Annotated in this window: 18 protein-coding genes; 2 read left to right on the top strand and 16 right to left on the bottom strand. The window is 60.2% G+C overall.

What is annotated here, in order from left to right; all coding sequences use genetic code 11:
- Window positions 1–63 precede the first annotated feature (63 nt).
- The 11 genes from AvAM_RS11155 to AvAM_RS11105 all read right to left on the bottom strand — a co-directional run bounded on the left by AvAM_RS11155 (window position 64) and on the right by AvAM_RS11105 (window position 11,146).
- Entirely contained in the window at window positions 64–1,047 is a 984-nt protein-coding gene (locus AvAM_RS11155) for a tripartite tricarboxylate transporter substrate binding protein (RefSeq protein WP_137747140.1), read from the bottom strand.
- Window positions 1,048–1,076: 29 nt separating this feature from the next.
- Window positions 1,077–1,760: a flavin reductase family protein gene (locus tag AvAM_RS11150; RefSeq protein ID WP_137747139.1), complete on the bottom strand. Its 684-nt coding sequence runs from the start codon at window positions 1,758–1,760 to the stop codon at window positions 1,077–1,079.
- A gap of 18 nt (window positions 1,761–1,778) precedes the next feature.
- Window positions 1,779–2,315, bottom strand: coding sequence for a cupin domain-containing protein (locus AvAM_RS11145; protein WP_137747138.1), 537 nt, complete (start codon window positions 2,313–2,315; stop codon window positions 1,779–1,781).
- Between the two features lie 59 nt (window positions 2,316–2,374).
- Window positions 2,375–3,484, bottom strand: a complete 1,110-nt coding sequence (locus AvAM_RS11140; RefSeq protein WP_137747137.1) for an alcohol dehydrogenase catalytic domain-containing protein — start codon at window positions 3,482–3,484, stop codon at window positions 2,375–2,377.
- Between the two features lie 118 nt (window positions 3,485–3,602).
- A complete protein-coding gene (locus AvAM_RS11135; protein WP_137747136.1) occupies window positions 3,603–4,472 on the bottom strand; it encodes an alpha/beta fold hydrolase in 870 nt (289 codons plus the stop codon).
- Between the two features lie 43 nt (window positions 4,473–4,515).
- A complete protein-coding gene (gene dmpG, locus AvAM_RS11130; RefSeq protein ID WP_137747135.1) occupies window positions 4,516–5,568 on the bottom strand; it encodes a 4-hydroxy-2-oxovalerate aldolase in 1,053 nt (350 codons plus the stop codon).
- Window positions 5,569–5,582: 14 nt separating this feature from the next.
- Window positions 5,583–6,533 carry an acetaldehyde dehydrogenase (acetylating) gene (locus AvAM_RS11125; protein ID WP_137747134.1) on the bottom strand — a complete coding sequence of 317 codons (951 nt, stop codon included), beginning with the start codon at window positions 6,531–6,533 and terminating at the stop codon, window positions 5,583–5,585.
- 72 nt (window positions 6,534–6,605) lie between these two features.
- Window positions 6,606–7,394, bottom strand: coding sequence for a 2-keto-4-pentenoate hydratase (mhpD, locus tag AvAM_RS11120; protein ID WP_137747133.1), 789 nt, complete (start codon window positions 7,392–7,394; stop codon window positions 6,606–6,608).
- 21 nt (window positions 7,395–7,415) lie between these two features.
- Window positions 7,416–8,360, bottom strand: a complete 945-nt coding sequence (locus tag AvAM_RS11115; RefSeq protein ID WP_137747132.1) for a 3-carboxyethylcatechol 2,3-dioxygenase — start codon at window positions 8,358–8,360, stop codon at window positions 7,416–7,418.
- The gene (locus AvAM_RS11110; RefSeq protein ID WP_137747131.1) at window positions 8,360–10,135 is read right to left on the bottom strand and encodes an FAD-dependent monooxygenase; all 1,776 of its coding nucleotides are present in this window, start codon (window positions 10,133–10,135) and stop codon (window positions 8,360–8,362) included. Before AvAM_RS11110 ends, AvAM_RS11115 begins: the two co-directional genes overlap by 1 nt.
- 18 nt (window positions 10,136–10,153) lie before the next feature.
- Window positions 10,154–11,146: a tripartite tricarboxylate transporter substrate binding protein gene (locus tag AvAM_RS11105; RefSeq protein ID WP_171012199.1), complete on the bottom strand. Its 993-nt coding sequence runs from the start codon at window positions 11,144–11,146 to the stop codon at window positions 10,154–10,156.
- A 123-nt stretch (window positions 11,147–11,269) separates the two neighbouring features.
- Between AvAM_RS11105 and AvAM_RS11100 the strand changes: the two genes are divergently transcribed.
- Window positions 11,270–12,085 (top strand): DNA-binding transcriptional regulator, encoded by an 816-nt coding sequence (locus AvAM_RS11100; protein WP_137747129.1) that lies wholly within the window; start codon window positions 11,270–11,272, stop codon window positions 12,083–12,085.
- Window positions 12,086–12,672: 587 nt separating this feature from the next.
- Here AvAM_RS11100 and AvAM_RS11095 read toward each other — a convergent pair.
- Window positions 12,673–14,664 carry a HEAT repeat domain-containing protein gene (locus tag AvAM_RS11095; RefSeq protein WP_137747128.1) on the bottom strand — a complete coding sequence of 664 codons (1,992 nt, stop codon included), beginning with the start codon at window positions 14,662–14,664 and terminating at the stop codon, window positions 12,673–12,675.
- 731 nt (window positions 14,665–15,395) lie between these two features.
- Between AvAM_RS11095 and AvAM_RS11090 the strand changes: the two genes are divergently transcribed.
- Entirely contained in the window at window positions 15,396–15,680 is a 285-nt protein-coding gene (locus AvAM_RS11090) for a DUF4148 domain-containing protein (protein WP_137747127.1), read from the top strand.
- A gap of 51 nt (window positions 15,681–15,731) precedes the next feature.
- Here AvAM_RS11090 and AvAM_RS11085 read toward each other — a convergent pair whose 3' ends face one another.
- The 4 genes from AvAM_RS11085 to AvAM_RS11070 all read right to left on the bottom strand — a co-directional run.
- On the bottom strand, window positions 15,732–16,436 hold the full coding sequence (locus AvAM_RS11085) for a Crp/Fnr family transcriptional regulator (protein WP_137747126.1): 705 nt from the start codon (window positions 16,434–16,436) through the stop codon (window positions 15,732–15,734).
- Between the two features lie 96 nt (window positions 16,437–16,532).
- Window positions 16,533–17,084, bottom strand: coding sequence for a PaaI family thioesterase (locus tag AvAM_RS11080; protein ID WP_137747125.1), 552 nt, complete (start codon window positions 17,082–17,084; stop codon window positions 16,533–16,535).
- A gap of 92 nt (window positions 17,085–17,176) precedes the next feature.
- Window positions 17,177–17,983 carry an oxidoreductase gene (locus AvAM_RS11075; protein WP_137747124.1) on the bottom strand — a complete coding sequence of 269 codons (807 nt, stop codon included), beginning with the start codon at window positions 17,981–17,983 and terminating at the stop codon, window positions 17,177–17,179.
- A 39-nt stretch (window positions 17,984–18,022) separates the two neighbouring features.
- On the bottom strand, window positions 18,023–19,787 hold a 1,765-nt coding region (locus tag AvAM_RS11070; RefSeq protein ID WP_137747123.1), incomplete at its 5' end, for an efflux RND transporter permease subunit.

Below are 19,787 nucleotides of genomic sequence, written 5' to 3'. Positions count from 1 at the left end.
CGCCCTGGCGCCCGTCTGAACTAGATCGAGCACTCGACCTAGACTTAGCTATGCGCCGGACGTTTAGTCGCCTTTGAATCCCGATGTCTTCACGATGGCGCTCCAGCGGCTCGCCTCAGCCTTCAGCATTCGATTGGTTTCAGAGCGATTCGCCCCGGTAACAGTAAACCCCGCCTCCGTAAGCTTGCTTGTCACGTCTGGTGCCTGGAGTGCCGACAATAGCGAGCGGTTGGCTTCATTCAACACGGCTTCGGGCGTACCCGCCGGAGCCAAGATACCAAGCCACGATGAGAAACTCAGCTTTGGCATGCCGGCTTCAGCAGTAGTTGGAATGCTGGGGATAAGCGGAGAGCGTGTTTTTGCGGTGGTTGCCAAGGCCCGCATCTTTCCGCCCTTTAGTTGAGCACTCGCAACAGCCGTAGATACCCAGGCACCGTCGACATCCCCAGAAATGATCGCTGTAACTGCATCCCCAGTATTTCTAAAGTGAATAGGCTCAACTTTCACATTCGCCTGAAGGCCGAATTCCACCGCCCCAAAATGGCCTGGGCTGCCGGCACCGAAGGTAGCCAAATTCAACGGATTGGACTTGCCCTTCTTGGCCGCCACCATGTCCATTAGAGATGCGTACGGCGATGTCGCAGGGACTACCAACACAAAGTCTGCCCACGCTAGCTCTGCCACCCCCACAAATTCGCGGGCTGGGTCATAAGGAAGCTTGGTGAACGCGCTGGGCGCGATGCTGATCGAGCCGGCCTCAGCAAGCAGAAGGCTATAGCCATCAGCAGCACTCTTTGCCACTTGCTGCGATGCAATCTGCCCACCTGCTCCGGGCTTGTTGTCGATGACAACAGGTTGTTTGAAAAGCTCTGACAAGCGTTGCCCAACGACGCGAGCGAGCAAATCCGGTCCCGTCCCAGCCGGGAAACCGACCGTGACTTTGATTGGCCGGTCAGGAAAAGTCTGCGCTCCAGCCGAGAGAGGCAAGATTGCAGCCAATGCGGTCACGAGCAGGATACCAATCCTGCCAAAAAACGAGGATTTCATCGGTAGCACTCCTAAGTATGGTTTGCGTGCTACGACTTGTTCAGTTCCATGCTGACCTTGTCAGGCGATCCTTCCAGACCACCCAGCAGCGCCCGCTGATCACCGGGGATGACCATGCTGAATTTTGAGTCCACCGACGTGTATTCAAAGTAGCCCATACGTGCAATAGGCCGGACTTTGACAATGTCAACCAGACCATCCGCATCCAACACTTCGTCGGCGATGTGAATGGCGACCACCTTCCCAAAGACCACGTCAGCGCTACCCATCGGTCCATTCCCCGGAAAGCGCAGGGTGTTGAGGTATTTACACTCGAACTGAATCGGGGATCGCTTCACGCGCATGGGCTTTACCAGTCGTGAAGGAGCCTTCTCTAGCCCTGCAAGTTCGAACTCGTCTACCTCGGGTGGCAACTCTTGAGCGCTGATATTCACCGCCTCTCTGAGATCCCAAGTGGCCATGTTCCAAACAAACTCACCCACTTGCTCCGCGTTGCGGACAGAATCTTTGCGTCCTCCCCTACTGTCTTGGTTGGATGCGAACATGACAATTGGAGGGTTGAAAGTCACGTTCTGGAATTGACTGTACGGAGCAAGGTTGTGGTTGCCATCCGCGTCGACTGTGGAGATCCAGCCTATTGGACGTGGAACAACGCAAGACTTGAAGGGGTCGTGCTTGAGGCCGTGCGGAATGTTTCCGGGTTCGTAGTACATAGCGGTGCGTTTATTCGTTCAAACAGCGCTGGATGTGCCGATCAGCACAAACAACATGGTGGCGGGCGCGGCACTTCGGTTTCTCCAGGCATGACGCGTACCTTGCTGAATTACAACGTCGTGTTTCGCAAGCTTCTTTATCTCGCCGTTGTCGAGCTCGAGGTGAATTTCGCCGTCGAGCAACATGCCGTAGTCCACCGTAGGCGTCGTATGCATGCCCGGGTTGTCCATCTCAAATCGCTCGGCCAAGCCTGGGATGGTTTCCATGTACTCGCCTCCGGCGGCAGCAGGATCGAAATCGCCTGATCCCATTACGCTGTCGGGAGGAAAAGTGATCACCATCAGCTTGGTACCACCAGCTTGAGGAAGCCACGAAATTGCTTTTGCAGTCGGATCCTCACCTGTTGCTGCAGCGGGGGAATTGGTACCCCACACCAGCGCTGTCTCAAAACCAGGTACATGCACGAAGCTGTGAAACCTTGGAGTGATTTCGTCCGATGTGAAAATGGATTTTCCCTGGCTGTCGTTGCCGGTTACGATGCGTCTTACTTGCATAGTTGTCTCCTGAATTTGAACTTGTACGGCGGCGCAATTGCTCCCGCCGGACTCGTGGGTCAATGCATGATGACTACGTTAGTGAAGCCGCCGCCGCGCTTGTCGACGGCCTCCAAAGCTTCATTCACTTGATCGAGCGTGAAGCGCTCGTGCTCAAAGACACCCAAATCGAGCGTTCCCGCATGGGCCATATTTGCCATGTCTTGACCTTCGGCCGTGGTGAACCACAGTGAGCCGATGTAGGATTTCTGCAGACACATCAGGGGGAAGGGTTCAAGCGGGATGGGTTCCGCCACGCCGCCGATATTCACTGCCTTGCCACCACGGCGCAGGCCATTGAATGCATCCAGGACGGTAGCCGGTGGCGCATTGGGTCCCAGCGTCTCGATCAGCACATCCACTCCGTAGCCATCCGTGGCTTCCATCACCACGTCGGCGGTGGGACGCACTCCCAGCTCGATGGGTACGACACGCGCATCGAGCTGCTTCAGCTTGGACAACAGGGCCTTGTTCCGTCCCGTAGCGAATACCTTCGCCGCGCCCATTGCAAGGGCGAGAATCACAGCGCCCAGACCAAGCGTTCCCGTTCCTCCGTCGACCAACACGGTTTGACCGGGCGAGAACTGAGCCTTTCGCAACGCTGAGTAGGAAGTCCCCAGGTACCCGAAGCGTGCGCCCTGTTCGAAGGTGATGCTCTCTGGCAGTACCACCAGGTTCGAAGCAGGCGCCGTCAGGTATTGGCCGAAACCACCGTAGGGGTAATCTTCGAAGAGCTTTTGAGAACCTGGCCCGAAGCCAAAGTAGCCTTGGAAAGTGTAGGCAGTGCAGTTCACGTTGTCGCCACGCCGACAGGCGATACACGATCCACAGGAAAGTCCAGGATTCACATAGACACGGTCACCTACCTTGATGCCAGACCGCACCTGGCTCCCCACTGCGGCTACAACGCCTGCAGAGTCGAGGCCGTAGATCGCAGGGAGCTTGGGCAGCGGAAGGAACGGAAACCATTCAGAGTAGTGAGTCACCACGTTGCGGAGGTTTGGCACAACCCCAGCAGCCTTCACTTCCACGAGGACGTCAGTAGGCCTGACGTCGGGAACAGGCACATTGTCAACTTGGAAGGGCTGGCCTTCCGTATGCAGTCGAGCTGCGCGCATCATCTTAGACATCTTGTCTCCTTTGCTTTGTTATCGATCCGATGCCGCCGCGCAGCCGCAAGCCGCTGGCGGCAAGAATGCCAGGAGTGCCTGGCTCACTGTCGCTGCTGAAATGATTGGGCGGAGGCAATCAGCGCTGAAGGAACTCCAGCACCATGCGATTGAATTTCTCGGCGTGCTCCCACTGGGCCCAGTGGCCGCAGCGGCTGAATACGTGGAGGTCAGCGTTCTGGAGACCTGCCACTAGGCGCAGCCCCGTGTCGAGGGGCACGAACCGGTCATCGCGGCCCCAGATGATCAGTGCAGGCGCCTTGATCTCGCCCAGGCGATGTCCTACATCCGGGAACTGCTTGGGATTGGCTTCCGCGCTCTTCACAAAGTTTTCTAAGTGCTCACGGCGGGCAAGCATATTGTCCAGGCGGGCCTGGAACAAAGCCTCAGTGAGGTTGCTCGTGTCATAGACGAACACGTTCATCATCCGCTTGAGGTTCTCGATCGTCGGGTCGCGATAGAGTGCTCCGATGAGCTTGATGCCTTCGGTCGGCATAGGGACGAAGGAGCTGACGCCGCCAGTTCCACCGCCCATCAGCACCAGCTTGCCAACGCGATCCGGATTCGCCAGGGCAAAAGCCACTGTGCTGTGCGCTCCCATCGAGTTTCCGACCAAGTGCACCTTGCTGATACCGATAGCATCCAGAAGACCTTTCAGAGCCTTGGCATTGAGTTCCGATCGCGAGCCCTTGCTCACGATGGGATCGCTCTTGCTCCAGCCAGGGCAATCCATGAGGATCACGCGATAGCCAGCATTGACGAAGGGCTCGACGTTTCTATTGAAGTTTGCCCAGCCGCTGGCACCAGGACCCGAGCCGTGGAGCATGACCACGGTTTCGTCGCCGCTGCCCGCGTCGTTGTAGTGGAGTTGCAGATCGAGGTCCGCTTCCTTGATGCGCACGAATCGGCTGGTCGATGCTTCCGTGATTGCGCTTGCTGCTGTGGTCATGTGATTGCTTTCTGCTTTTCGAAATCTAGAGATCGGCGCGTGCTTACGCCGCTGAAGCGGCGGTGGACGATGAGGGATTGGCTCGCAGCAGGTCAAGCGCAACGTCGACGATCATGTCTTCCTGACCACCGACCATCCGTCGCTTGCCCAGCTCGACCAGGATGTCCACGGTCTTCAGGCCGTACTTCTTCGCGGCGGCCTCGGAGTGACGAAGGAAGCTCGAGTACACGCCTGCATAACCCAGGGCCAGGGTCTCGCGATCAACGCGCACCGGGCGGTCCTGCAACGGACGCACGATGTCATCGGCGGCATCCATGAGCTTGTACAGGTCGGTGCCGTGGTTCCAGCCGAGACGCGCGGCGGCAGCGACAAACACCTCCAGGGGGGCATTGCCGGCGCCAGCCCCCATGCCTGCCAAACTTGCGTCCACACGGTCGCAACCCTCTTGCACCGCGACGATGCTGTTGGCTACACCCAGGCTCAGGTTGTGGTGCGCGTGCATGCCAGTCTGCGTCTCAGGTTTGAGCGTGTCCTTGAAGGCACGAAAGCGCGCTTTCACGTCGTCCATGCTCAATGCACCGCCCGAGTCCACAACGTAGCAGCACGTGGCGCCGTACGACTCCATCAACTTGGCCTGTTGTGCAAGCGCCTGGGGCGTCGTCATGTGGCTCATCATGAGGAAGCCGACCGCCTCCATGCCCAGGTGGCGTGCGTACTCGATGTGTTGCTTGGAGATGTCCGCCTCCGTGCAGTGCGTGGCAACGCGCACCACGCGGGCGCCAGCGTCGTAAGCGACCTTCAGGTCATGCACAGTGCCAATGCCGGGCAGCAGCAGGGTAGCGATCTTGGCGTGCTTGATGACGCTGGCTACCGCCTCGATCCACTCGATGTCAGTGTGTGCGCCGAAGCCATAGTTGAAGCTGCCACCTTGAAGGCCATCGCCATGCGCGACCTCGATGGAGTCCACCTTGGCCTCATCCAGAGCCTTGGCAATCTGCTTGGCTTGCTCCACGCTGTATTGGTGCCGGATGGCATGACTGCCATCGCGCAGCGTGACATCCGAGATGTAGATCTTCTTGGTTTGATCGTTGCTCATGGTGAGGTTTTCCTTCAAGCTTGGACGGCTTCGAGCATCCGCTCGGCCATGGACTCTGCGGTGCGCAAGGCAGCGCTGGTCATGATGTCCAGATTGCCGGCATAGGCAGGCAGGTAGTGCGCGGCGCCTTGCACTTCTAAGAAGATTGAGGTCTTCAATCCGTGCATGCTCATGCCGACGCCCGGGATGCGGATGGGGCTGTCTTTCTGAATGCGATCAAACTGCACGCTCTGCTTGAGCCTGTAGCCAGGCACATAGGCCTGCACGTCAGCTGCCATGCGCTCAACGGACTTGGCGATGGCGTCCTCGTCTGCCAGCTCGCTCAGCGTGTACACGGTGTCGCGCATCATCAGCGGCGGCTCGGCGGGATTGAGCACGATGATTGCCTTGCCCTTGGCCGCGCCTCCCACCACTTCGATGGCCTTGGAGGTTGTCTCCGTGAACTCATCAATATTTGCGCGGGTGCCAGGGCCTGCGCTCTTGCTGGAGATACTGGCAACGATCTCCCCATAGTGAACCTTAGCGACGCGGGAAACCGCAGCCACCATCGGGATAGTTGCCTGCCCGCCGCAAGTCACCATGTTGACGTTCACGGCATCTAGGTGATCGGCGCCGTTGACCACGGGAATGCAGTAGGGACCGATTGCTGCAGGCGTCAGATCCACTATGCGGATGGCGGGCTTCTCCTGGCGGAGCAACGCATCGTTACCGATGTGAGCACCAGCAGAGGTTGCATCGAAAACGACGTCAATGTCCTGGAATACCGGAAGGCGAACCAGGCCCTCGACACCCTCATGGGTGACCGCAATGCCCAGTCGTGCGGCACGTGCGAGACCGTCCGACTTGGCGTCGATGCCAACCATGGCACCCATTTCGATATTGCGGCCGTGCCGCATGATCTTGATCATCAGGTCTGTGCCGATGTTGCCGCTGCCGATGATTGCGGCCTTGAGCTTGCGGGTCATTGCTGTTCCTTCTGCGTTGCCACGGCAGTCGCCGTGCGGGTGGGAGGTGTGTAGGCTTTGGACACGGAAGGCTTACGATGCGGAGAACCGGGCCCGTACTGTCCCGACACCTTCGATGTGGGCCTCGAATCGGTCGCCCGCATTGACTGCAACCATGGGGCCCAATGCGCCGGTCAGTACCAGGTCGCCCGCGCGCAACGGCTGGCCCAGGGTCGCAAGCTTGCGTGCGAGCCACACCGCCGCATTGAGCGGGTGGCCCAGGCAGGCAGCGCCGTTTCCACTGGAGACGGTGTCCGTGCCGCGCGTCATCGTCATCGCACACTTCTTGAGATCCAGGCCGTCCAGCTTTGTCGGGACCCCGCCGAGCACCACCAAGCCGCTGGAGGCGTTGTCAGCGACCGTGTCTGTAAATCGAATGTTCCAGTTGGCGATGCGGCTTCCGACGATTTCGATGGCGGGCATCACATAGGCCGTGGCCGCGATGAGTTCCACCAAAGTGGTGTCCTCACGCGGAAGGTCAGAGGCCAGCACTAGCGCCACTTCCGCCTCCACCTTGGGTTGAAGGGTGCGGGACATGGGCACCTCTTCGCCATCCCCGAACAGCATGTCGGCGAACAGTGTTCCGAAGTCGGGTTGATCAACTCCAAGTTGCTTTTGCACGGCTGGCGAAGTCAGGCCGATCTTGCGTCCGACGATACGGCGGCCTTGCGCGACGGCATGAGCGACGTTGGCCTGTTGAATCGCATACGCGATGCCGCCGTCAGCATCTGTGCCGATCTCTTCACGAAGTGGGTCGATCGGGGTCTTTTGTTCTTCGGCCGCGCGCAGGCGCTCTGCCCACTGGGTGATTCGGGAGTCCATGTTGTTTCCTTCTTTGAGATGTCAGACCTTGAGAAACATCGCGCCGTAGCCAGCGATGTACTCAGGGATTTCTTGGTAGTAATTGAGAGTGCTCGTCAGCAGACGGTCTGTCGGCAACGCGCTGCGGGCAACCAGCCAGCACTTGGACTCATGCGCTGACAAGCCAGCCAAGTCCTCAATGCTTTGCTCGGTCATCCCGCAAAGCTGTTGCAGGTCCGCTTCGTTACCGGACAGACTGCGCATCCAGTGCAAGTCCCACTCGGGGTTGATGGGTTTCATTGAGCTGGTCCCCGACGCCAGAGCCATACCTGCGGCCATGACGCGCTGCGTCTTGGCCTCCTTTTCCTGCTCTGTGGGCTCGCGCTTACTTATGATCCGCTCGCGCACTGCTGGATCGGGGTGTGCCAGCGTCGGTACAGGCGGTTCGTGCGATAGCCCGCCGGATCCGATAAAGAGGGTGCGCCGTGGGTCGTTATCAAGGAAGCGCCCGATCGCCTCGCCCAGTGCCTTGCAGCGGCGCATGCGAGGAATTCCGGGCTGCGCTACCGCGTTCAGGAATATGGGCAGCACAAGTGGGGTGTCCAGACTTCCCCACATCAACTGCAGCACCTGCGCGAACCCGTGGTCTACGGCCATGCGACGCGAGATCGCGATGTCGAAGCCGTCGTCCATGAGACTCTCAGACAAGCTCAATGCGGTTGACGCATCCACATTCATCGGGCCGCTGGGCGTCAAGTAGTCTCCAACCGAATGCGCTTGTGTACCGATACAAAAAGGCGGCATCAACTCGTTGAAGAAGCCGTTGTAGTGATCCGGTGCAACAAGAACGACGAGTTCTGGCGCGAAGGCCTTAACCTGTTCTCGGGCAGCCGCTATCGCGGCTTGGAGAGTCTGTTCCACTACCGGCGCTATGGGGTTCAACCCCATCAGCGGTGTGTGCGACATGCCCAGGAATGCACGTTGCATCACGCGGGCTCCACTGCCAACACTTCGGTAGCGAGAACAGCAGACAACGCGTCCGCCAGTAGATTCTTGGCGTGCTCTTCGTCTGCTGCGCCGCTGTGCTGCCTCCACGCCACCACTCCGTCAGGTCGCACCAAAATAGCACCCGACTCCTCGACCTCTCGAACGGCGTGCCAGGTAGCGTACGAATCCTGTGCGCCGTGCGTGCCAATAACCAAGGTGTTAAGGAACGGTAGGCCAAGCTGTTGGGCGGCCTTTACCCACGCGCCACCGGCAATGCCAGTGACGACGGTAAATTTCCCCTTACCCACCAAGTCAAGCGTGGAGGTGCGGCGGCCATTGTGGCCAACCAGCCAAGCATGGGGAAGCTTCGCGCCTGGGCGAGTGGTGGGTTGCACATGAAGCTGCTGGTCACGCTTCCAGACTTCTGGCTTGGCGTCTTCATCGGGTACAACGCAGTCGGACACGTAGCGCTGGTTGAGTTCCACGCCTTGGGCGTTGAACTCGTAGTTCTTGAGGTCGAGAGCAGCAGCCAAAGCGGCGCGCCTGGAAACCCCTTCCTCGCCCGGGTCAGCGAGCTGCTTGAGGCCCGCCGCTACAGGGTCGGCTGCCGTCTCGTCCCGGAAACAGGCCTTGAGCGGCGCGTAGTCAAGACGCGACTGGTTGGCGCGTGCCACGATCTGAGCTCCAACAGGTGCGCGTTCGGTGGTATAGGTGTCCAGCAGCGCTGGCCCTGCGTATCCTTTGAGTACAAAGGAAAGTTTCCAAGCCAGGTTAAAGGCGTCCTGCATGCATGTGTTGGAGCCCAGGCCGCTTGAGGGGGGGTGGCGATGAACCGCATCGCCTCCGCAGAAAACACGCCCTTTTGAGTAAACAGGTGCATGTGCTTGGTTCACGTACCAAACCGACGTGCTGTCCACTTCGAATTCCAACTCGGGATCGCCTACGAGCATACGGACCTTGCGTTTGATCTCATCAGGCGAGAAGTCTGGGTCGCCTTTGCTCATGTCGAAGCCCCAGCCCGCGATCCACTGGTTCCACGGCTCAACAGCGCGCAGCAGCCCCATTCCGATCTCACCGAACGCGGCGTCCGATGTGATCACCCAGTACAGGATGCTTGGGCGGTGCTCAACATATCGCGTCAGGTCTGCGCGGAACAGCACATAGGCGGTGGCGGCGCGCGCGAGCTGGCCTTCCACTTTCAATCCCGCATCGTCCATGACTTTGGAGCGAGCACCGTCTGCGCCTACGAGATACCGAGCTCGAACTTCATACTCACGGCCAGTCAGTAAATCGCGGAGCGCGACAGTCACGCCCGTTGAGTCCTGTACATGGCCAAGATATTCCGTGTTGAAGGAGAAGACGGCGCCTCTTGCCGATGCGTTTTTGACAAGAAGTGGCTCCATCTTGTCTTGTGGTAAGTCCATCAACGCGCACGGACTAGCTTGCAGATAGTCTCCGATGCGAGCATCACCTGTGCCCCAGGTACGCAAACGTGCGATCTCCGGACCTGCCAAACTTGTCGTGAACAAGGTGTCTCCCATCCACTCCCATGGCGTCGCATCACGCCTGGCTTCGTCCTCAACGCCAAGGTCTCTCAGCACTTCGACGGCGCGCTGATTTGTAATGTGCGCCCGTGGGGTGTTCGCCGTCCAGTTGTAGCGATTGATCACATGCACACGGACGCCGTACGTGGCCAGTGCAAGGGCTGTTGTCGCCCCCATAGGGCCTGTTCCAATCACCAGCACGTCTGTCTGGAACTCATTCTCTTGACTCATGGCTTCATCTCACTCTGGTTACTTAATAGTCTTTTCGATCACGGCGCCGTACGTGTCGATGTCTTTGCGAACACGTGCTGCAAGCTCTGCAGAATCGGCTGGATAGGGGTCGCCCGACAGGCTCAGCTTGTCCTTCATGGCAGGTAGCTTGAGAGCAGCGTTTATTTCGCGACCGAGCTTCTCCACGATGGCAGGCGGTGTGGATGCCGGCGCGACGAAGAAGAGGTAGTTGGCGATTGCGGGCCCTGTGTACCCACTTTCAAGAACAGTCGGCACATCAGGCAAGAGGGGATGTCTCTGAGCACCGAGCGTTGCAATCGGCACGAGCTTTCCTGTCTTGATGTATTGCTGCGCATAGTGAACCGGCATCACCATGCTGTCGATCTGGCCGGCAAGGAGGTCGGTGGCTGCGGGAGCGAGTCCCTTGTATGGAACATCAACGAACTTTCCTGCTGTCATCTCATGCAGTTGGTGCATGTGGATAAACCATGGACTACCCGTACCCATGGTTCCGAAGTTCAGTCCTCCTTTGGTGCGCTCCTTCGAGTACTGGACCAATTCCTTCAGCGTGCGTGATGGAACCTTGGGATTCACTACCAGCACGAGAGGTACTGCGATCATTCCCGCGACCGGCACGAAGTCCTTCATGGCGTCATAGGGGACCTTGGCTCCGAGGATCTCACTCGCTTTTGGTGACTTTGCCATCGCATGGTTGATGGCATGCGAGTCAGAGACGACACCAATGGTGTAGCCGTCGGCGGGTGCTCTGGACACCGCCTCCGTCCCAATGATTGAGGACGCTCCAGGGCGGTTGTCGACGATGACTGCTTGTTTGAGGTTGCTACCGATGACTTCGGCAATGGCTCGTGCGGCAGAGTCCGCGTTTCCTCCAGCAGGATAGGGAACGACGATGCGAATCGGCTGCTTGGATGGCCATTCTTGGGCGAAGGCAACGTTTGCAGAGAGAGCCAACGCGGAGATGGCGCACAAAGTACGTCGAGAAATTGACATGTTGTCTCCTGATATGGCACTTGGTGCCTGTTCGATTGCAGCCATTTGCTGCACGGGTCGAAGTATCGAAGTGCGTCAAACCGACGTATAGTGCGTGCACAGAGTGCACCAAAAGTCTTTGATATGCCCCAAATAAATGCGTTTTCCGATGCGGCTCAGTACCGGGAGGTGCGTGGATTGAGCCGAGGACTAGCTGTCTTGCGGGTTCTAAATGCCCTACCAGGTGGCATTGGCGGCGTGGTGGAGATCGCGCGCCTAACTGGTCTCCATCGGACCACCGTAAAGCGACTCCTTGAGACCTTGAAGGCCGAGGGGCTGGTACATCACAAGGACGACGGCGCCTCTTATGCCTTGGGTTTTGAAGTCAGGAGACTGTCGGAAGGTTATGTGGGGGCAGACTGGGTGGACCGCGTTGCAGCCCCTGCAATGCGCAGTCATCTGCGTGCGCTGTCTTGGCCAAGCGACCTGGCGACGCCTGACGGCGGATTCATGATCGTTCGCGAGTCCACGCATCGGGTGAGCATGCTATCTCAACATCGCGCGACCATCGGCATCAGGATTCCCATGCTGGTGTCATCACTTGGTCGTGCGTGGTTGTCATGGTGCGCGGAAGAGGAGCGCGAGGCCACCCTTTCGTTACTACGCGAGCGATCGGATGCGATTGGAGAGATGGCCCGCGATAGCGCCAATATCAAACGAATCATTCGCGAGACACGGCGCAGAGGCTATGCCGTCAACAGAGGGGAATGGGCATCCGAGTCTAGTGTGACGGCTATTGGTCTACCGATTCGTATCGGAGAGCATGCAATTGGTGCGATCAACTTGGTCATGCAGGGTAATGCAGTCTCAGAGCGGGAGATTTCTACTAGGTATGTCCCGCTGCTGAAGGCCTTGGCTGAGGAGATCTCTTTTGGAGTAGGAAGTACTCCGCGCGGCTGAGAGAGAATTGACCCAAATCAAGGGTTAACCCTGATTTTCGTTGAGCAACTGATCTTGGGAACCCGAATTCTGCCAAAAGGTGCCACTAGCTGCTACTAGGCTTGTGTCAGTTGGGCGTGCATTCCGTGTCTCAATGTCAGGATCATTGGACTTTTGATTTCACCCCTTAGGGATCCACGGGTGCTTTTGAGCGTTGGCATGTCATTGAAGGCAATTCATACCTCGCCAGGGTTCGTCAGCCTATGAGCTCCCAAGCACCCTCAAGGGTTGTGCGTTTCTTGTGATCCACCTACCTAAGTGCGCAATCCTGGATCAACTCTAGGCTGGCGGACTCTGTCTGGCTCGTTGTTGCAGCTTTAGAGCTCCAGCAAAACTTCTCCTATCTCTTTCACTGTCTGCTCCTGGTAGCAGCAGTCGCTTGACAACTGCGAGCTGTGCGTCAGCAACCAGCCTCAAGCCGCCGCGCCAAATGTCGGTTGCGCAGCGAGGACAAGCTTGACCAAACACGCTGCAATCTGGGCAGGTGCCCGCTGGACGATCTCATCCAACCCGGCGATCATCTAAAACAGGGGACAGAGTCGGCATGGTCAGGAACGTGCGTGCTGGCGTTCCTTGCACAGCTGTCTGGCACTGGTCAACAGGAATGCGCGCGTGCCCGGCACACTCAGCCCATCGAGTGCGCCATCGTCTTCCGCTCCACTGGCCAGCCAGGCGTGCATTGCGGCCTGCGCCACCTCCAGATGAAACTCTTTCAGCAGCAGGTTGACCAGTGGCGCCCCCGCCGCAGGGTCTGAGATCTGCCCTAGCGCCATGGCCGCTCCCTGGCGGCGGCGCGCGTTGGCGCTGCTCAGTTGATCGACCAGCGCAGGCACAGCCGCCCGATCGCCCAAACGGCCCAGGGCCTCCAATATCGTCTCAGTGGCGACGTCGGTCTGCAGCACCCGTATCAAATCGGGGATCGCCTCGCGCGTGGCTGCTTTCGCCAGGGCTTCGGTGATCAGCCGCGCGTCAGCGGGCGACTCAGCCAGCGGCAATGCAGCAGCCAGCGCTGCATGGGCCTCAGCGCAGGGCGTGGCTACCAACGACTGCATCGCTGCGTCCCGCAATGGGTTGCGGCGGACCATGAGAGGCGCCAACAGCACGGCCCCGTGGGGGTCGCGGAACTCGGCAAGCGCCGCAATGTAGCGGTATCGCAAGCCGTCGCTGGCCTCCTGGGCTGCGCCGATCAGCGCAGGCAACACTTCAGCCCCTTGCGCAGCCAGGGCTGCGCACACGTGGTGGAGATATTCGTTGCGGATGCCAGGCAGCAGGCCCAACAACAGCGCTTGCACTCGTGGCCCGCGAAGATTTTTGCAGGCGTACGCCACGGCGCTGGCGTTCCAGTGATGGGGATCATCTTCCAATGCCCGAGCGAAGCCATCGAAACCCTCCACACAGCCCATGGAAACCAGGGCCGCGGCCACGCCCACAGCGTCGCCGCTGGAGAGCTGCGGGAGCATGGCGCGCAGGTGCTCTGCCGCTTCCTCGGGCGCCGCTCGCGCCAGCTGCAGCGCGGCGGCTCGACGCACCTGCAACGACGTCGAATGCAACCCGGCGCGGGGCCACTGCTGCTCGCCGGGCCCTTCCAGCTGGGCCAACATATCGGCCAAATCGCTGGCATCGCGCGGTGTTCTGGCCTGCTCCAGCGCAGCCACAAGTTCGGGGACTGCTTCCTGCGCCTTCAGCGGACCCAGTGCCGGGGCGGCAAGGGCTACGCCAGCACGCAGCAGTGGCGCGATCGCACGCGCGTCGCCCAATTCGCCAAGCACCTTGACCAGCTCCCTCCGCAGCTCCAGCGGCATCCCGCGGCGCGGGTGTTCAAATGTCTCGATCAGCGGGACCACCGCCGCCGCGTCCCCTAGGCGCCCTAGTGCGCTGATACAGGTGCGGCGGACTCTCGCGTCTGCGTCGCCGAGTCCTTCCATCAGCAGGTCCAGGTTGGAGCGCATGGATTTCTGAATCACCGCGCTGCACAGCGTGTTGATCACCTCGCCAAAGTCCTTCTTTTTGTCAGCCTCTTCACGCCGCAGCGTACGGATGGCCTCCAGCAGGTCGGCAATCCAGTGTTCGTCGGCGTGGCTGTGGATGGACGTCGCGGCATACTCGCGCACCGTCGCGCTGCGGTGGCCCAAGGCCTTGAACAACGGCGCTCGCGCCTGCGGCGAGGAGATACGGCCCAGGAACATGAAACCCGAGCAGGCTTCGTCAACGCTCTTGGACTTGGCCATGCGCAGGTACAGGGGCAACGCATCATTGGAGGGGCGGAGCATCAAGGCCTGCTTGGCCGCGTCCGCCACCTTCGCGTCTTCGTCCAGCGTCGCGTTCTGCAAGAGCGCGGGAGCACGATCCGCCAACACCAGCAGTGCATTTCGGGCCAGGGGCAGCTGATTTGCCGGCGCAGACCGTAGGAATGTCGTGATGGCCTCGAAAGCCACTGCGGGAGCAGCGAGGGAAAGCGCTTCCAGTGCCAGAAACACGTCGACATTTTTTGTGGAGCTCTGCAGCTGGTCTGCAAGTGCCTGGCTTAGATTTTGATTCATAGGTACTAGAGGATCGGCAGGATTGCCTGGGGGCCACTTGCCCAAGATACGGGCCCCACATGGCAACCCAACGGCCAGCCGCAAACACAGGCTCGTCTGGTCCGCTTTGAATCATAGATGCCGCCCAGAGACTGCAACTGGACAAGTCGTCCACCGGTAAATCATCCGTGTGCCGGGCTGTGAGCCGGTGCAGCGTGCTCAAAAACGAGGGTCGGAATGAACCTGTCGCAGAGCAGGGAAGCGGCGATACCAGCCACGGGCGCTCAGCCTGGCTGTCGAGTTTCGATGCCGCATCCAACCATTCAAGGTCCAGCGGCGGGGGGAGCAGCGCAAATACGGGACCGCAAATGACTCAGATGGGTCTGAAACTGTCACGCAGAGTTCGGTTCTGCAGCGATTGCGGTCACCCGAACATGATGGACTCAGCGTCCTCTGTCCGGCGGAAAGCGGTCAGCGCCCTTCATACGCCATCGTGATCAGCGGCTTAACAGCATCAACGTCTATTTGATTCGCGAGCGCGATCTCCGGGTCGCCTGTTCCCCAGCGTCCAGCCTTGAGTTCGCGTTGCGGTTCACGTGAGAAATCACACAGACCTTCGTAGACCCAAGAATGAGAATTTCCTCAGCGCCAGGAAGTAGACAACGAACAAAGACAGGCCATGCGCATGACGCGATGGACCTGCTTGTGGGAAGTGGGACGCTTTCGGCGCGCTTATTCACTGAGGAACCATCATGAACACGACTCTTCGCATTCTTTCTATCTCTGCCATCGCGGTATTCACATCCTTTGGCGCTCAGGCTGACGAAGCAGATGCTTCGCAGTACGCGTTGAAATTTGAGACCCAACGCACGCGCGCGGAAGTCGCTGCCGAGGCCGCCACTGTGGTCAAGACACGTAGCGTGCATCCCGCAGGCTCCCAGGCTTTGGCATATCAATCAAAGGCTGACCGTACAGCGGTCAGCGCTGCTGCCGCCGAGGCTCTGCGCCAGGGCCGGATTTCGTCCGGCGAACTTTGACCGGTGCGTGAGAAGCGGGCTTTGAACCGCTTCTCACTGCCCGTACTCTACTCAAAGATTCTGAAGTCGCTGCTCCAACGTTGCTACATCGTTCAGCAAGAGTTTTTGGCGTGTGGACGTGATGAGCCCCAGTTTGCGTAGCCGAGCCAGCTCGCGACTCACCTCTTCGCGCGATGCTGCAATCCGGGTCGCCAGTTCAGAGTGGTGCGGCGCTGGCACGATCGCGGCACAGTTGTCCGTAATGCCAGTCTGTCGCGCCATCTCCAGCAAACAGCTATAGAGTCGCCCTGCGATGTTTAGGACGCCCATCTCGACAAGCCGACTCATCAATTGCTCTGCGGCGATCTGAAGCGATTCGCGCACACGCTCAGCCAACAGGGAATTCTGCTGAACCAGCCTCATGAAGTCGGCACGTTGCAGACAGGCCAATATCGACGGCTCCAGGGCATGAGCCTGCAAAGAGGCGGCACTCGCCCCCAGCACGCCAATGACCCCGAAATGCCCGCCTTGGTCAAAGTCCGCAATGAGTAGCTCGCGCCCATTCGAAGACAAGGCTGACACGCGCATCTTGCCTTGGCAGACGATAAAGAAGGTGTCTTGGGATCTGCCTGTTGCAATGTGCCCCGTGGATAGTTGTTGCCAACTGCACTGGCGAGCTACCTCGGAGAGCTTCGATTCATCCATTCCGGCGAAAAGGTTACACACCTTGAGCCTGCGTACCGCCACCTCCGACGGACCGTCCTTCACGAATAGCATGGCTGTCCCTTGGCTGCCGCGCAAACTCTGGCTTGGCGCATGGGGCGATTCGGGCGCGAACGTGACGGCGGCCGAAGCGACCGAATGCAAACGGCGCTACGCATCGCGCTTCGACAAGTCGAAGACCAGGCATGTCGTGGTGGCGTGTGCATACAGCTTGCCGTGCTCATCCTCAACGCGTGCCTCGGCAGTCGCGAGCCGATCACCGGCATGAACCAGCCTGCCCGTGGCCCGCAGCGGGCCGGTTTTGTGGGACGCAGACCGCACGATCCTGATGCTGAGTTCGGCCGTGGTGTAAGACTGCCCCGCAGGCAGCGCAGACTGAATCGCACAGCCCAGCGCAGAGTCCAGGAGTGACGCAAACCAGCCCCCATGCACGCTGCCCAGCGGGTTGTAGTGGGCCAGCTGCGGGATGCCCTGGAACACGGCACGGCCATCGCCCACCTCCAGCAACGCGAGGTTCATGGTGTCGTTCATGGGCGGATAGGGCAGATTGCCGGACACCATGGCTTCCAGAATCTCTCGGCCGCCCTTTCCTGCGATCTGCTCGGCGCGTGCCAGACCCGGCAAACCACCACTCTTACGCATGCGTTGCACAACCTCAGACTGCTGCGCAGCCCAGTCCATGGGTTTGTTTTCGTCCATCATGATGCTCTCCAGTTGAGTCATACGGCAGTTCGCCTGCGGCGGGCCCTTGGGGCCTTGCCGCCAGTGATTGCGCTGGGGATTGGTGCCAGCCGTTACGCCAGTCCGAACGATTTGCGCAGGCCCTTGCCCACCGGGCCTGCAGGCATGAAACGGCGCAGCTTGGCCAGCAGCGATGCCTCACCCTTGGGCGTGTGGCGCATCTTCCAGGTACCGAGTGCGGCACGGACGATGGTGTCGGCCACGCCCTGGGGTGGGGGTGCCTTCTGCACATTGCCTTGGATCGCTTTCGACACGATCTCCAACTCCTGGCTGTAGTCAGCGATCCGGGCCACCGTTTGGGGCGCGTTCAGATCCAGGTTGGTCTTGGTGAAGGAGGGCTCGACCAGCGAGACGCGGATGCCGAACTGGCGCACCTCGTGGTCCAGCGTCTCGGCCAGCCCTTCAACCGCATGCTTGGACGCCGAGTAGAGCGCCATGTAGGGCGCGGGCAGAAAGCCTAGCACCGAACTCACATTGACGATGCGGCCTGAACGCTGCGATCGCATGTGGGGCAATACCGCCTTGATCACGCGCAAGACGCCGAAGAGGTTGGTGTCAAACAGTGTCTTGGCTTCCTCGACAGAAGTTTCTTCCGCTGCGCCTAGCAGGGTCACGCCCGCGCTGTTGACCAGCACGTCGATGCGCTGGGCTTGCGCGATGATGGTCTGGATGCCGCGCTCCACCGATACCTCGTCGCGGATGTCCATTTCAATGAGCGTCACGTTGGGAATGGCGTACGCTTTGGCCGTGTTGCGCACGGTGCCAAAGACCCGGCAGCCCTGCTGGGCAAACTGTATGGCCGCAGCACGACCGATGCCCGAGGACACGCCGGTGACAACGACAACTTTGGATTTCGACATGGCAGTTCCTTTTTTGTAGGAGGGATGTGCAGGGGGGAATCACACGGATGCGGGGGACGCGGAGGAAGAACGAGCGGGCCGGATACCGAACCAGATCGAATACATCGCAGGAAGGAACACGAGCGTTAGCACCGTGCCGGCCAGCGTTCCGCCGATCAAGGTGTAGGCCAGCGTTCCCCAGAACACGGAGTGCGTGAGAGGGATGAACGCCAGGATCGCGGCCAGGGCGGTGAGGATCACCGGGCGGGCACGTTGCACAGTGGCCTCGACCACGGCGCGGAAGGGGTCCAGCCCAGCCTCCTCGTTTTCTCGGATCTGCCCGATCAGGATCAGCGTGTTGCGCATCAAGATGCCAGACAGCGCAATCAAACCCACCAGCGCATTGATGCCGAAAGGCTGCTGGAACAGGAGCAGCGTGGGCACCACGCCGATCAGGCCCAGCGGGCTGGTCAGGAAGACCATGACCATGCCCGAAATCGAGCGGACCTGCAGGATGATGATGAGCAGGGTCGCCGCCAGCATGATGGGGAAGATCGGCAGCATGGCGACGGTGGCCTTGCCAGCTTCTTCGATGGAGCCCGCTTCGACGATGCGGTAGCCGCCCGGCAACTTGTCCATGATGGGCTGGAGCTGCTGGGTGATGGCGGTGGACACGTCTGGCGGCTGCAGGCCCTCGGCAATATCGCCACGCACCGTGATCGTCGGCGTGCGGTCGCGTCGGCGCAGGATGGGGTCTTCCATGCGCACATCGACCTTGCCCACCTGCGACAGCGGGATGCGCTGCCCGCCCGACCCCACCAGCGACAGGCCAGAAATCTTCGCGGGGTCCAGGCGAACATCGCCAGCGGCCCGGCCCATGACCTGCACCGAGCGGATGTCCTCACGCACCTCCGTCAGCGGTGCGCCGCTCAGCAAGAACTGCAGCTGCTGGGCCACGGCGCTGGAGCTGAGTCCCACGGCCGTCAGGCGGTCCTGGTCGAGTGTGAAGTGCAGGGTTGGGACACGCGGGCCCCAGTCTGTGTTGACCGTACGCATCATCGGGCTGGCCTGCAGCACGGCCTCAACCTCGGCGGCGATTGCGCGCAGCTTGTCGGGGTCGGGGCCCATGACGCGGTAAGCCACCGGGAAGGGCGAGGGTGGGCCAAACACGATTTGCGTGACCCGCACCTGCGCCTCTGGCGCCAGGCCATCGGCCACGGCATGGCGCAGCCTGAACTTGAGAGCTTCCCGCTCCTTGTCGTTGCCCGTGAGCACCACGACCTTGGCGAACGATGGGTCCGGCAGCTCGGGCGACATGGCCAGGAAGAAGCGCGGCGCACCCTGGCCGATGTAGGCGGTCACCACCTTGGCCTCGTCCTGCTTCGCGAGCCAGGCCTCGACCTTGGCCGTGGCGGCGCTGGTTTGCTCGATGGACGTGCCATAGGGCATCTGCACCTCGACCAGCACTTCTGGCCGGTCGGATGTGGGGAAGAACTGCTTCTTGACCACGGCCATGCCCAGCACCGACACCACAAAGAGCATGACGACAGAGGCCGCCACGATCCACTTGCGCGCAATGACGCGGCCAAGCAGCTGGCGAAACCGGTTGTAGCGCGGCGTGTCGTAGATGGCGTCGTGCCCGCCCTCTACCTTTTTGAGGTCGGGCAGCAGCTTGACGCCCAGGTACGGCGTGAACACCACGGCCACCACCCACGACGCAATCAATGCAATGCCGACGATCCAGAACATGTTGCTGGTGTATTCGCCCGCTGTGGAGCGCGCAAAGCCATTGGGCATGAAGCCAATGGCCGTGACCAGCGTGCCC

It is taken from the genome of Acidovorax sp. NB1, from assembly GCF_005405905.1.
Lineage (GTDB): Bacteria > Pseudomonadota > Gammaproteobacteria > Burkholderiales > Burkholderiaceae_C > Acidovorax.
This window is presented reverse-complemented; position numbering and strand designations above follow the sequence as displayed.

What these genes read in the sequence shown, in the direction of transcription:
- AvAM_RS11155 (WP_137747140.1), bottom strand. Translation starts at nt 1,047, where the DNA reads ATGAAATCCTCGTTTTTTGGCAGGATTGGTATCCTGCTCGTGACCGCA.
- AvAM_RS11150 (WP_137747139.1), bottom strand. Translation starts at nt 1,760, where the DNA reads ATGTACTACGAACCCGGAAACATTCCGCACGGCCTCAAGCACGACCCC.
- AvAM_RS11145 (WP_137747138.1), bottom strand. Translation starts at nt 2,315, where the DNA reads ATGCAAGTAAGACGCATCGTAACCGGCAACGACAGCCAGGGAAAATCC.
- AvAM_RS11140 (WP_137747137.1), bottom strand. Translation starts at nt 3,484, where the DNA reads ATGTCTAAGATGATGCGCGCAGCTCGACTGCATACGGAAGGCCAGCCC.
- AvAM_RS11135 (WP_137747136.1), bottom strand. Translation starts at nt 4,472, where the DNA reads ATGACCACAGCAGCAAGCGCAATCACGGAAGCATCGACCAGCCGATTC.
- dmpG (WP_137747135.1), bottom strand. Translation starts at nt 5,568, where the DNA reads ATGAGCAACGATCAAACCAAGAAGATCTACATCTCGGATGTCACGCTG.
- AvAM_RS11125 (WP_137747134.1), bottom strand. Translation starts at nt 6,533, where the DNA reads ATGACCCGCAAGCTCAAGGCCGCAATCATCGGCAGCGGCAACATCGGC.
- mhpD (WP_137747133.1), bottom strand. Translation starts at nt 7,394, where the DNA reads ATGGACTCCCGAATCACCCAGTGGGCAGAGCGCCTGCGCGCGGCCGAA.
- AvAM_RS11115 (WP_137747132.1), bottom strand. Translation starts at nt 8,360, where the DNA reads ATGCAACGTGCATTCCTGGGCATGTCGCACACACCGCTGATGGGGTTG.
- AvAM_RS11110 (WP_137747131.1), bottom strand. Translation starts at nt 10,135, where the DNA reads ATGAGTCAAGAGAATGAGTTCCAGACAGACGTGCTGGTGATTGGAACA.
- AvAM_RS11105 (WP_171012199.1), bottom strand. Translation starts at nt 11,146, where the DNA reads ATGTCAATTTCTCGACGTACTTTGTGCGCCATCTCCGCGTTGGCTCTC.
- AvAM_RS11100 (WP_137747129.1), top strand. Translation starts at nt 11,270, where the DNA reads ATGCCCCAAATAAATGCGTTTTCCGATGCGGCTCAGTACCGGGAGGTG.
- AvAM_RS11095 (WP_137747128.1), bottom strand. Translation starts at nt 14,664, where the DNA reads ATGAATCAAAATCTAAGCCAGGCACTTGCAGACCAGCTGCAGAGCTCC.
- AvAM_RS11090 (WP_137747127.1), top strand. Translation starts at nt 15,396, where the DNA reads ATGAACACGACTCTTCGCATTCTTTCTATCTCTGCCATCGCGGTATTC.
- AvAM_RS11085 (WP_137747126.1), bottom strand. Translation starts at nt 16,436, where the DNA reads ATGCTATTCGTGAAGGACGGTCCGTCGGAGGTGGCGGTACGCAGGCTC.
- AvAM_RS11080 (WP_137747125.1), bottom strand. Translation starts at nt 17,084, where the DNA reads ATGATGGACGAAAACAAACCCATGGACTGGGCTGCGCAGCAGTCTGAG.
- AvAM_RS11075 (WP_137747124.1), bottom strand. Translation starts at nt 17,983, where the DNA reads ATGTCGAAATCCAAAGTTGTCGTTGTCACCGGCGTGTCCTCGGGCATC.